Genomic DNA, 12,438 nt, shown 5'->3' with positions numbered 1-12,438 from the left:
ACTGATTGATTGTTTCAAATCAGTTTTTCATAACTGATATGACTATTTTTTAGTATCGTCATCCGCATTGGCGACAAACAAGCCTAAATCTTGCAGCTGTTTGTCAGCAACGGGTTGTGGCGCACTGGTTAATGGTTCAACGGCCTTTGAATTCTTAGGAAAGGCAATCACGTCCCGAATGTTATCGCGGTCAGCAAGCAAGCGGACGAAACGATCCAGTCCAATTGCCAGACCACCATGAGGCGGAAAACCATAGTCCAGGGCATTTAGGAAGTAACCAAATTGTGCTTCGGCACTTTCCTTGGTAAATCCAAGGGCTTCAAACATCTTTTCTTGAAGTTCACGAGTGTGAATACGGATTGAACCGCCGCCTAATTCCAAACCGTTTAAGATAATGTCGTAACTTTGGGCGTAAGCCTTGTGAGGATCTTCGCCTTCGTTCATCAAATAATGCACGTCATTTTCGTTTGGCATCGTGAATGGATGGTGAGCAGCAACGTAACGCTTCAAGTCAACGTCCCAATCAAACAGTGGCCAGTTCACAATCCAAAGAAAGGCAAATTTTGATTCGTCAATCATATCTTGTTCTTTGGCGATTTCAACTCGGAGATAAGCCAAGGTGTTGGCAACGACCCGGCTGTTATCGGCAGCGAATAATAACAGGTCACCAGGCTTTGCTTCAGCCTTTTCCAAAATCTTTTGACGCAAATCTGCGTCTTTAAAGAATTTGGCAATTGGCCCATTAAAGCCGTCGTCAGTCACTTTCAACCAGGCAAGCCCTTTGGCGCCAAAGCGTTCCACGTATTCGGCAAACTTATCGAGATCCTTACGTGAATACTTCTCAGCACCACCAGGAACAGCGATTGCTTTGACTTGACCGCCATCTTTAACCGCACCGGAGAAGACCTTGAAATCAACGTCTTTCATGATGTCGGATAAGTCCTTTAATTCCATTCCAAACCGCACGTCGGGTTGATCGGTTCCGTAACGGGCCATTGACTCATCCCAATCCATTCGTTTGAATGGCAGTTCAACGTCAATTCCCATGGCATCTTTCATGACCTTGGCAATGAAACCTTCAGTGACGTCTTCAATTTCTTCCTGATCGGCAAACGACATTTCCATATCGATTTGAGTAAATTCAGGTTGCCGGTCGCCACGCAAATCCTCATCCCGATAACAACGGGCAATTTGGTAATACTTGTCAAAGCCGGCGCCCATTAACAACTGTTTAAATTGTTGAGGTGATTGTGGCAATGCGTAAAACGACCCTGGATAAACACGTGAAGGTACCAAATAATCACGTGCACCCTCAGGCGTTGATTTCGTTAACGTTGGGGTTTCAATATCAATGAAACCATTCTGGTCAAAGTAACTGTGAATTGACTGAATGATGCGATTTCTCAATAAAATATTTTTCTGCATTTCAGGTCGGCGAAGATCCAAGTAGCGGTATTTGAGTTTCAAATCCTCAGAAACGTTAATCCCATCTTGAATGTAGAACGGCGGCGTTTTTGCAGTTGCCAAAATCTTAGCTTCGGAAATATCGACTTCGATCTTACCAGTCTTCATCTTAGGGTTGATTTCCTTGTCGGCACGGGCAACAACTTTTCCCCTGGCTTCAACAACGTATTCGCTTCGCAGCTTGTCGGCAACGGCTAATGCGTCCTGGCCGAATTCTTCGCTGAATACTAATTGGACGATGCCTTCACGGTCACGTAGTTCGATGAAAATCAATCCACCAAGGTCACGACGTTTTTGGACCCATCCTTTTAAAACAACTTCCTGGCCGATGAGCTGTTCATCGGCGAGGCCAGCATAAGTGGTTCTCTTCATGTCTAATCAATCTCCTCATCATCTGTAAAATGTTTGGTAATAATGTCGTCAAAATCATGCAAAATGTCACTCACCGGAACAGTCACTTCAAGTCCGGTCCGCATCTGCTTAACGTTCGCCGTCTTATTGTTCACTTCAGTCTCACCAATTGTAATCGTGTACTGGGCATTTAACTTATTGGCCGTCTTAAACTGTGCTTTTGGCTTGCGGTCGAGATAATCGCGGTCCGAAGCAAAGCCGTCAGCCCGCAAAGCTTGGACGATCTGCAAAGTCTCAACACTGGTTTGTTCGCCAATGCCGACCACGTAAACATCCAACTGGTCAAGGACCGGTAACTTAACGTTTTGAGCATCCATCAATAGCAGTAACCGTTCCATTCCCAGACCAAACCCGATCCCGGGCATTTCCGGTCCGCCGAGTTCTTCAACCAGACCGTTATAGCGACCGCCGGCACAAATTGTCGTATACCCTTCGCCAAGTGCTTTGGAATCTGCCATGATTTCAAAGATGGTGTGGTTGTAGTAATCCAAGCCACGAACCATTTCGGGATCAATGACGTAGGGAATATTCAATGACTCCAACAAGGCCTTCACGCGGTCAAAGTGCTTCTTTGAATCCTCGTTCAAGTAATCCAAAATGGATGGCGCACCCTTGACGATTTCTTGGTCGCGCTTGTCCTTACTGTCCAATACACGCAACGGGTTCTTGTGCAGCCGGACCTTTGAATCATCACTTAATTCATCAAAATGAGGATCCAAATAATCAATCAACGCTTGTCGGTACGCGTCCCGAGATGCTTTGTCACCCAAACTGTTAATTTCCAGTCGCAAATCAGACAATCCAAAGTGCTGCAACAAATCCATGCCCATCGCGATGACTTCAACGTCTAATTCGGGTTCGTTACTGCCAAAGGCTTCCACCCCAATTTGATGGAATTCCCGTTGACGACCGGATTGTGGCCGTTCGTAACGAAACATCGATCCCATATAAAAGACTTTGACGGGACGTGGATGTTCCGGTCCATATAATTTGTTCTCAACAAAAGCACGAACAACTCCGGCCGTGCCTTCCGGGCGCAAGCTCATATGCCGATCACCTTTATCGGTGAAATCATACATTTCTTTGGTCACAACGTCGGAAGTATCTCCAGATGTTCTGGAGAAGACGTCGAAACTTTCAAACATTGGTGTCCGAATTTCTTGATAGCGATAGTCGTTAAACAACATTCGAGCCGTTTCTTCAACGTAATTCCACTTCTGAGCTTCGTCCGGCAAAATATCAGCCGTTCCTTTTGGTCGTTGATATCTCATGTTTGTTTCCTCCCATTTAAATTCCGAAAAAAAAGACCCCTGTCCGAAGACAAGGGTGCAATGCGCACGGTACCACCTTAATTAGTTCTCAAGGATAACGCTCGCACGAATAGCATTTCGCTATTAACCATTATTAGCAAAAAGTGTCACTTCGAAATGATCAACACGGTCTTCCATCAAATGGCCGCTCTCTGGCTGAAGATAATTTCTACTGTTCTTTTTATCGGTTGAATATTTAACTGCCTTTAAGGTTAGAGGAACCGCCGGCAAATGTCAAGGCTAATTGAGATGGATTTCTAATCAGACTAGCTTAAGACCGTGATTTCAACTATAATATTATTATTTGAGTGAAGGAAAGATTTGACTTTGAAAAAAATTTGGGAAAATAAAAGCTGGATTGTTGCAACTTTAGTCATTGCGGTGACTTTTTTTGTGTTGATCCTGGCCCTGGAGTCAAACTCCGTGACGGTTAAAGTCAACCAGCTCAATATCAGAAGTGGTCCTTCAGTCACCTACTCCGTGAAGGCCAAAGTCAAGCAGGGACAGCGGCTGCAAGTCATTAGCCGAAAAAGCAACTGGATCAAAGTCATTTATAAACACAAAACAATCGGCTGGGTCGCCGCCTGGTTGGTTCAAAACAGTAGCGTTCAAAACGTGACTCGGCTATCAGAAGCCACCATCGTTCTTGATCCGGGGCACGGTGGCTCGGATACCGGTGCCTTATCGATGTCTGGTTCTCCCGAGAAGAAATACACCCTGCAAGTTGCACAACTGGTTCGAAAAAAGCTCCAGGCAAAGGGTGCCCGTGTCGTTATGACCAGAGACTCTGACAAAACAGTTGCCCTGGCTGCAAGACCGGAAGTTGCCAATGCAAATTCAGCCAACGCATTTGTCAGTTTTCACTTCGATTCATCCGATGTTAATAACGTGGCTTCCGGCTACACGTGTTATTTCTATCACCCCGGTGATTCTAAACAACTGGCCAGTTCGGTGAATCAGCAAATGACAAACCTCCCTTTAAAGAGCCGTGGCGTCGAATTTGGCAACTTCCTGGTAATCCGGGATAATTCAGTCCCCGCCATTTTGATTGAGGGCGGTTACATCAATACCACTAAAGATTTTAAACAAATTCAAAATCCAACTTATCAACAAAAGCTTGCCTCGGACATTGTACGTGGATTGGCAAACTATTTCAAAAATCATTCCTAATTTATTTATTGGTCAACCATGGGACCAACTCGTTGATTTCAGTAACCCTAATCTCCGGGTTTCCAGAATCAACAATTGTCCCATCCGGATCAAACAGACACGAAGCGATATTTGCATTGTGCCCCGCAGCAACATCTAATTTGCGGTCGCCAATCATAATCGCTTTTTTTCTGTCAACTTCGTAGGTTTCAATCAACCAATTAATTGAATCCGGCTGTGGCTTTCGAGGAAAGTCTTGATCGGACGTCACAAAGCCGCTGAAAAAGTCCAAGAGGCCAAACTGGTCGAGCATCCCCTTAGCCTGATTATCACGATGGGTTAACAGAAAGTTCCGCCCATCCATCCCTGAAACGAGTGACAAAACTTCCTTCACCCCGGGAAACGGCAAGGCGTCCGCAACCATTTTTGTCTGGTATTGACGATTGAGCTTTCCCAGTGACGCTTCCTTAAGGCCATAAAATGCCGAAAACTTTCGAATTGCGGTCCCAACATCATGCTGCCGCATTGTTTCATAAATTTGATGTTCGTCAATTTCCACATCGTCAATCCCCAAATCAGACAACGCCTGCATAAAGGCCGCCACCATCTTTGGATAGGTATCAAACAAGGTCCCATCAAAATCCCAAAATAATTGATTAATCATGCTGTTACTCCTTAAAAAAGCCGAACCCAAAGATTCGACCCCGTATTTTTAAGCTTATTTGTGATCGGTATCAAAAATAATTGTCACCGGTCCATCATTTGAAATGTCCACCAGCATATCAGCACCGAAGACGCCGGTTTGAACGTCAAGGCCTTCTTGGCGCAAACGGGCATTTAATTGCTCGTAGACCTTGTCGGCATGCTGAGGCTCTCCGGCACCAGTGAAGCTGGGCCGGTTGCCCTTTTTAGTGTCAGCATACAGCGTAAACTGCGAAATTGACAAAATTGCACCGTTAACTGCATGGATGTCTAAATTGAGCTTCCCCTGTTCATCTTCAAAGACCCGCAACTTGCTGATCTTGTGTGTCAGGTAGTCGACTTCTGCGTCACCGTCGGCATCACTGACACCCACCAGTAACACGAAGCCCTTTTTGATTTGGCCGTGAATTTGACCGTCAATTGATACAGACGCTTGTTTAACTCGTTGTAATACGACTCTCATTCAGTTAAGCTCCTATCTGAATTTTCGTTCGACCAGGTAAACGTCGTGGACATTTTTAATTGCCCCGATAACCCGGTCAAGTTGTTCCAAGTTCCGCACGCCGACCGCAAGGCTAATGGTGGCCATTTTGTTATTATCCACCCGGCCGTTAACGGAGGAAACTGATTTACTGACACTATTGACGGCGGTTAAAACGTTCGTCAATAATCCCGAGCGATTATAACCCTGAACCGATAATGTGGCGTTGTAAGTCGGCCGTTCTTCCGGCGTTTCTGCCCAGGCAACCTGAATTAAACGTTCACCGTTTTCTTCGGCAACCTTAATATTTGGACAGTCTACCCGGTGAATCGAAACGCCTCGTCCCTTGGTAATGTAGCCAACAATCTCGTCACCCGGTACCGGCGTACAACAATGGCTAAGCCGGACAAGCAAATTATCGACACCTTCAATGACAATACCGTTGGAAGATTTGCGACGTTTTTGTTTCTTGGTCGCCTCGCTATCCTCTGAAATTGTTTGGTGACCTTCCAGAACTTCTTTTTCAGCCTGATCTTGACGCTGCTTTTTCAACTGGGCCCGGGCATCTTCGGTCAACCGATTAATGACACCGGTTGGCTGGACATCGCCAAACCCAACTGCAGCAAGCAAATCGTCGGCATGTTGGTAATGCATACTGCTGGCGGCGGTTTCCAATTTTTCTGGCGTCATAATGCGGTTGGGCTCAAATCCGCCCTCACGCAGCTTTCTGGACAGCAGCGTGCGGCCGTCTTCAATATTTTTGGTCCGATCTTCCTGTCGGAAATATTGTTTGATTTTATTTCGTGCTCTTCTGGTATGAACCAATTTAAGCCAATCACGGCTGGGACCGGCTGATCCGGTTGCCGTGATGATGTCGACAATATCGCCATTTTTGACTTCATGATCCAACGGCACGATTTTGCCGTTAACCCTGGCACCAGTCGTATGATTTCCGACTTCGGTATGAATCATGTAGGCCATATCAAGCGGCCCGGCGCCTTTCGGCAATTCGTAAACATCACCTTTAGGGGTAAAGACATAAACGTGGTCGCCGAATAATTCGCCTTTTACACTATCCATAAAATCGGCAGCGTCATCGGTGTCTTCTTGAAGTTCAATAATCTGTTTGAACCAGTTAAGCTTGTTATTATCCTGAGAAGTCTTAACGCCGTTTGTGATGCCTTCCTTATAAGCCCAGTGGGCAGCAATACCAAATTCAGCGATTCGGTGCATTTCTTCGGTTCGAATCTGCACTTCCAGGGGTTTTCCTTCCGGACCAATGACGGTCGTGTGAAGCGACTGGTACATATTGGCCTTTGGCATAGCAATATAATCTTTGAAGCGGCCGGGCATCGGCTTCCACTCTGAGTGAATCGCACCTAATACAGCGTAACAATCCTTAATTGAATCGACAATTACCCGAATGGCCAGCAAGTCATAGATTTGGCTAAATTGCTTGTGTTTTTCAACCATTTTTCGGTAAACCGAGTAGATGTGCTTCGGACGGCCATAAATTTCTGCTTTAACACCCAAGGCAGAAATGGCCTCTTTAACTTCGCTAATGGCTTTTTCAATGTAATCAACCCGTTGATCCCGCCGTGAATTCATCAAATGAACGATCCGGTAATATTGCTGCGGGTTCAAATATCGAAGCGAAATGTCTTCCAGTTCCCACTTGATGGTTCCGATACCTAACCGATCAGCGATGGGTGCATAAATTTCCAGGGTTTCACTGGCAATTCGCCGTTGTTTGTCTGGGCGCAGTGACTTTAAAGTGCGCATGTTATGCAGGCGATCGGCCAGCTTCACGATCATCACACGAATGTCTTTACACATTGCCAGCAGCAGCTTACGGTGGTTTTCGGCCAGCCGCTCTTCGCTGGATTTATACTTGATCTTAGACAGCTTGGTGACACCATCAACAATCAAGGCGACATCGTGTCCAAAGAGTTCCTGGATGTCGCTTAACGTCGCTCCGGTATCTTCCACCACATCATGAAGAAACCCGGCGGAAACCGTCTCAGGATCCATATGCAGGTCGGCAAGAATTCCGGCAACTTGGATTGGATGGGTAATGTAGGGCTCTCCTGATTGGCGTTTCTGGTATTGATGCGCAATCTTGGCAAATTGATAAGCCTTTTTGACTTCATCAACGTGGGCTTTGTTCATGTATTCTGAAACTTTGTCAATGACGTCGTCCGATGTCCAAATTTTCGTAGCCATTTTATCAACTCTTCTCTAATCTACTCTTGTTGAGATTCATTATTATCATAATATCATTGTTTGCACGCTAATTCAGCTAACTTAACAGTTCGGTCAACACCGAAACCGCCGACAAAAAGTATAATGGTGCAGTTTCAGTCCGCATGATCCGTGGTCCCAAACCAGCGAGCCGGTAGCCGTTGTTAACGAGTAAATTGACTTCGCCCTCATCAATCCCACCTTCGGGACCAAAGACAGCGACGATGGACTGTCCGGGCTTGGTTGCTCGAACAGCCTTGACTAAATTGGCTTCCTCACCAATTTTAGCAGATTCCTCGTAAGCCACAATCTTAGTGTCAAACGATAACTGGTTCAATGCTGTCAGTCCGGAAAGGTAGTCCACCTTTGGGACCTGATTTCTATGAGACTGTTCAGCGGCACTTAACGCCACCTCATTTAATCGGGTCAGCTTCTTGGCTGCCTTTTGGTCCCATTTGACAATCGACCGGTTCATCGGCAGAAAAATCACGCGATTAACGCCAAGTTCGGTGGACTTTTGGACAATTAACTCGGGTTTATTGGCCTTGGAAAGCCCGCTCACGATGGTTGTCTCAACGGGCAGTTCGACATTTCGATCAAGGGCAGCGGTAATGGTAGCCGTTACCACTCGGCCGTCAATTTGGCTAATGGCAGCTTGAAATACCTGCTGATTTTGATCAACCAATTCAAATGAGTCACCAACTTGGGTTCTCAAGACCCGGCTAAGATGATGAGAAACGTTGTCAGGCAGCGAGACGACTTTGCCGACCCGTAAGACGTCGCTTACAAAATAGTGTTGCATCCTAATCCCCATCCTTTGGCTTTTGGGCGATGATGCCGTACCAATCTTTCATCCGCAAGGTTTCAATGATTTGAAAGCCACCCGCAACCAGTTGCTTTTTAACGACTTCATACTTATCCTTGATAATTCCCGAAGTCAGGAAATAGCCGCCTGGTTTTAAATTTTCATAGGCTTGAGGAACCAACGGGATGATGATTTCTGCTAGAATATTGGCAACAACAATGTCGACCTGTTGGTGGATGCCCTTGAGCAAATCATTTGCGGAAACGTGAATATCTTTGGCAGCTGGGTTCAATTGAATGTTTTTTTCCGCAGAGCGAACCGCAATGTCGTCAACGTCAAACGCCTGAATAGGACCAGCACCCATTAATTTTGCTGCGATACTTAAGACGCCTGATCCCGTGCCGACATCCAGGATTGTTTCATTTCCCTGCATGACGATTTCCAGTGCCTGCAGCGACAGTCGTGTTGTCGGATGGGTTCCCGTGCCAAAGGCCATGCCGGGATCCAAACGGACAATTTTTTCCTGGTCGGATTTAGGTTGATAGTCTTCCCAACTGGGCACAATCGTGATAAACCGCGAAATTGAAACAGGATGATAGTACTTTTCCCAAGCTGTTTGCCAGTCTTTGTTGGCAACCGGTGTTATCGTAATTTCAGCGGGGCCTGGATTTAAATTAAATTTTGAAAGGCCACGAACCTCGTCGCCGATTTGGGCAGCTTGTTGATCAATGTGTTGGTTATTTGGGTAGTACGCCGAAACAATCGCGCCTTGCGTAATGTAGGTCAAGTCATTAGGATCAATAATTTCACCATGATCGCCGTAACGTCCCGGCTTAAGCTTGGCGAAGTCCTTGGCGTCTTCAATTGATACGCCGGACGCACCATGTTCCATTAAAATATTTGAAACAGCTTCAACTGCCTCACTTGTTGTCATCACTGATACTTCGGTCCAGTCCATGGGAGTCTCCTTTAAAGTTTGATGTTTTTGACGTTCTTGTCCTTGGAATCATTTTAGTGAGCGATGCATAACCACGCTGACCAGTAACTTCAAAAAACGGTCCACCCTACTTGGATGCACCGTCTGATACCTTGTTTTCTTTTTCAGCCTCGGCTTCGCGAGCGCGCACTTTGGCCTCATGCTTTAGCAGATGACCTTCCAAATAATTTAGAAGTTCAGACTCATTTTCAAAAATGCGGGGATGCTTTTGCTTATGAAGTCGCAAATCGATTTCGTTGATTCGCTGCCGACCAGTCCATTTGTGACTGTACCGAATAATGAGACGATTATCCAAGCGGTCGCGGCCAAACCTAAAAATATAAATATTATCCGGCGTCAACAACGGTCGGATATATTCCTTTTTATAAAAGTAACCATTTTTTCTCAAATATTGTTTAGTTCGACTTAGAATAATGAACACCTCCCAGCATTTAATACTTGAATTATCAAATCGATTAAAAAACGAATTAATATATATAATAATTGAATATGTGAGAAAACGCAACATTTTCACATAATTAATCAGTTGCGCTACTTGACAAGTTTATCATATGATGGAAGAAAGGAGTTGAGAAATATGGAATTCTTCCGTATTCGATTTATAAACAAGATTCGTCCCGATACCATCGAAATTCGCTACCGGGCTGTGTTGGAATCACATTCCAGCGACACCATTTTTGAGGGCCATCAGTTATTTCTGAAAAATTATTTGGACACAACCATCTTACAATCCGGTGAAGTCGCTTTGAAAGCAATTTACAATATTTTTTCCGCGACCCCTAAAGATCTCATCTTGGACCAAGTGTCTTTTGAACAATCCCACGACAAAACGTTACTGGAAGTTCCGACGAAACAGTTTTTCGATCAGTACATCATCGATAATGGCGTCCTTGATCGCGTCATTCACCATGAAGACAAAAACGGAAAGCCGGTCATCGATACCAAATTAGTCACGGAACTCAGAATTGGTTAATCATTTTAACCAGCAGCCAACTACATAATAGTTGACATTCATGTGTCAGTTGTCATATGGTGATTGTGACAAATCGTTCAAAGTTTGCATTATCATTACCGCACATATATCAGTAAACGGGGGAATTGAATATGAAACTAATTTGTATCACATCATCATTTCCGGGTACCGGAATATGACAACCAGGGAGAAAATCAAAGCGGTTTTAAACAGCCAGGATAGCGCCTATCAAATTCAACAAATGACGGGCGTCAATTCATCAATCATTATTCGCTTGCGAAATCATACCCGCTCAATCGATCATTTAACACTTAATACAGTTGAAAAGCTGGAAAAGTATTTTGATTACCACGTCAAGTACAATCAATCCCAAACACCTGCTTCAGTCGAATTGTCGTATTTCAGGCACCGTTTGATTAATTTACTCCAAGAACTTTACGAAATCCAACAGGCGAAGGCCGAATCAGACGACGCCCGCCCAGATGAACGGGCGATGACTGCCGCAATCGAACAGTTATTTAATGACGTCATCACTGATAAGCTGGAACTTGAGCAGCTCGAAAGAATTTATCAAAACGCAGTTGGCCATATCGAAAAACCGACGTTAAACTGATCCTAAATTCAAATTAAAATCCCATTATTTTGGAGAACCTCCAAGATGATGGGATTTTTATCTGAACCGATTAAATCACTCGTGTCGGAAAATCGTCGGAATTGGCTGTTAACGAGTAAGCACATTTTGACCGCGATTGCTTATTTATCGCCCTTTTCTTCCTCATCAGTCTGCAAAACTGCCATGAAGGCTTCTTGAGGAATATCGACCTTTCCAACGGCCTTCATTCGTTTCTTACCAACCTTTTGCTTTTCAAGCAACTTCATTCGACGGGTGCGATCGCCACCATATAGCTTGGCGGTCACATCTTTCCGGTAGGCCTTGATGTTGGTTCGCGCAATGATTTTCGCGCCAATGGCAGCCTGAACCGGAATTTCAAAGTTTTGTCGGGGAATAATGTTTTTTAATTTGCCGACAATGTCTCTGGCTCTCGGTGCCGCAAACTGCCGGTGAGAAATAAAGCTCAGTGCATCGACTTTTTCGCCGTTTAACAAGATATCAATCTTGACCAGATCACTTGGTCGGTAATCTTCCAAATCGTAGTCAAGAGAAGCATACCCTTTGGTGCTTGATTTTAATTTATCGAAGAAGTCAAAGATAATTTCGGACAGTGGCATATGGTAAATAACATTGACCCGATACTCGTCGAGGTACTCCATTGTGTCAAACTCCCCACGGCGCCGTTGGCAAAGTTCCATGACTGGCCCGACGTAATCGTTGGGAACCATGATCGTTGCTTTAACGTAAGGCTCTGAAATTTCCTTGATCGCGGATACGTCAGGCATTTCAGACGGGTTTTCAACCGTTTTGGTGCCGCCGTCTGTTAACTTCACTTCGTAAGTAACGGAGGGGGCCGTCGTAATCAGTTCAAGGTTAAACTCGCGTTCCAAACGCTCCTGAACAACATCCATGTGTAACAAGCCCAAAAATCCACAACGAAATCCAAAGCCAAGTGCTTTAGAAATTTCTGGTTCGAACTCTAAAGCCGCATCATTTAATTTTAACTTTTCAAGGGCTTCTCTCAAGTCGTCAAATTTTGCGTTATCGGTCGGATACAGCCCCGCATAAACCATTGGATTCATGACCCGATAACCCGGAAGTGCCTCGTCAGCCGGTCGATTGGCATTTGTGACCGTATCACCAACACGGGTCTGCGTGATGTCCTTGATGCTGGCAGTAATGTAACCAACATCTCCAGACATCAAATAGTCCCGCTTAACGGGCTTCGGCGAGTTAACCCCAACTTCAGTAACTTCGTACTCACTGCCGCTGTTCATCATCCGGATCTTATC

12 protein-coding genes are annotated in these 12,438 nt (G+C 45.1%); 3 read left to right on the top strand and 9 right to left on the bottom strand.

The features are described 5' to 3' along the window. Nucleotides 1–42: 42 nt before the first annotated feature. Both aspS and hisS read right to left on the bottom strand, forming a co-directional pair. On the bottom strand, nucleotides 43–1,836 hold the full coding sequence (gene aspS, locus AB3112_RS00295; RefSeq protein ID WP_084975512.1) for an aspartate--tRNA ligase: 1,794 nt from the start codon (nucleotides 1,834–1,836) through the stop codon (nucleotides 43–45). Between the two features lie 2 nt (nucleotides 1,837–1,838). Continuing rightward, nucleotides 1,839–3,146: a histidine--tRNA ligase gene (gene hisS / locus AB3112_RS00290; RefSeq protein WP_084975513.1), complete on the bottom strand. Its 1,308-nt coding sequence runs from the start codon at nucleotides 3,144–3,146 to the stop codon at nucleotides 1,839–1,841. Between the two features lie 366 nt (nucleotides 3,147–3,512). Between hisS and AB3112_RS00285 the strand changes: the two genes are divergently transcribed. Beyond that, the gene (locus AB3112_RS00285) at nucleotides 3,513–4,355 is read left to right on the top strand and encodes an N-acetylmuramoyl-L-alanine amidase (protein WP_367333802.1); all 843 of its coding nucleotides are present in this window, start codon (nucleotides 3,513–3,515) and stop codon (nucleotides 4,353–4,355) included. A gap of 1 nt (nucleotide 4,356) precedes the next feature. On the opposite strand, the gene AB3112_RS00280 is transcribed toward AB3112_RS00285, so the two are convergent. From AB3112_RS00280 to AB3112_RS00255, 6 genes are all read right to left on the bottom strand, one after another. Beyond that, the gene (locus AB3112_RS00280) at nucleotides 4,357–4,998 is read right to left on the bottom strand and encodes an HAD hydrolase-like protein (RefSeq protein WP_367333801.1); all 642 of its coding nucleotides are present in this window, start codon (nucleotides 4,996–4,998) and stop codon (nucleotides 4,357–4,359) included. Between the two features lie 54 nt (nucleotides 4,999–5,052). Beyond that, nucleotides 5,053–5,499: a D-aminoacyl-tRNA deacylase gene (dtd, locus tag AB3112_RS00275; RefSeq protein ID WP_057909209.1), complete on the bottom strand. Its 447-nt coding sequence runs from the start codon at nucleotides 5,497–5,499 to the stop codon at nucleotides 5,053–5,055. Nucleotides 5,500–5,511: 12 nt separating this feature from the next. Beyond that, on the bottom strand, nucleotides 5,512–7,740 hold the full coding sequence (locus AB3112_RS00270) for a bifunctional (p)ppGpp synthetase/guanosine-3',5'-bis(diphosphate) 3'-pyrophosphohydrolase (RefSeq protein WP_057909210.1): 2,229 nt from the start codon (nucleotides 7,738–7,740) through the stop codon (nucleotides 5,512–5,514). 76 nt (nucleotides 7,741–7,816) lie between these two features. Continuing rightward, nucleotides 7,817–8,560 carry a 16S rRNA (uracil(1498)-N(3))-methyltransferase gene (locus tag AB3112_RS00265; protein WP_084975516.1) on the bottom strand — a complete coding sequence of 248 codons (744 nt, stop codon included), beginning with the start codon at nucleotides 8,558–8,560 and terminating at the stop codon, nucleotides 7,817–7,819. A gap of 1 nt (nucleotide 8,561) precedes the next feature. Beyond that, a complete protein-coding gene (prmA, locus tag AB3112_RS00260; RefSeq protein WP_084975517.1) occupies nucleotides 8,562–9,521 on the bottom strand; it encodes a 50S ribosomal protein L11 methyltransferase in 960 nt (319 codons plus the stop codon). 106 nt (nucleotides 9,522–9,627) lie between these two features. Continuing rightward, nucleotides 9,628–9,981 (bottom strand): hypothetical protein, encoded by a 354-nt coding sequence (locus AB3112_RS00255; protein WP_057909213.1) that lies wholly within the window; start codon nucleotides 9,979–9,981, stop codon nucleotides 9,628–9,630. A 156-nt stretch (nucleotides 9,982–10,137) separates the two neighbouring features. Between AB3112_RS00255 and AB3112_RS00250 the strand changes: the two genes are divergently transcribed. Both AB3112_RS00250 and AB3112_RS00245 read left to right on the top strand, forming a co-directional pair. Continuing rightward, on the top strand, nucleotides 10,138–10,533 hold the full coding sequence (locus AB3112_RS00250) for a hypothetical protein (RefSeq protein ID WP_367333800.1): 396 nt from the start codon (nucleotides 10,138–10,140) through the stop codon (nucleotides 10,531–10,533). Nucleotides 10,534–10,708: 175 nt separating this feature from the next. Then, a complete protein-coding gene (locus tag AB3112_RS00245; protein WP_367333799.1) occupies nucleotides 10,709–11,146 on the top strand; it encodes a hypothetical protein in 438 nt (145 codons plus the stop codon). A gap of 140 nt (nucleotides 11,147–11,286) precedes the next feature. On the opposite strand, the gene lepA is transcribed toward AB3112_RS00245, so the two are convergent. Beyond that, the coding region (lepA, locus tag AB3112_RS00240) for a translation elongation factor 4 (protein ID WP_367333798.1) at nucleotides 11,287–12,438 on the bottom strand (1,152 nt) is incomplete at its 5' end.

The organism is Lentilactobacillus sp. (genome assembly GCF_040773105.1).
GTDB classification, from domain to species: Bacteria; Bacillota; Bacilli; order Lactobacillales; family Lactobacillaceae; genus Lentilactobacillus; species Lentilactobacillus parabuchneri.
This window is presented reverse-complemented; position numbering and strand designations above follow the sequence as displayed.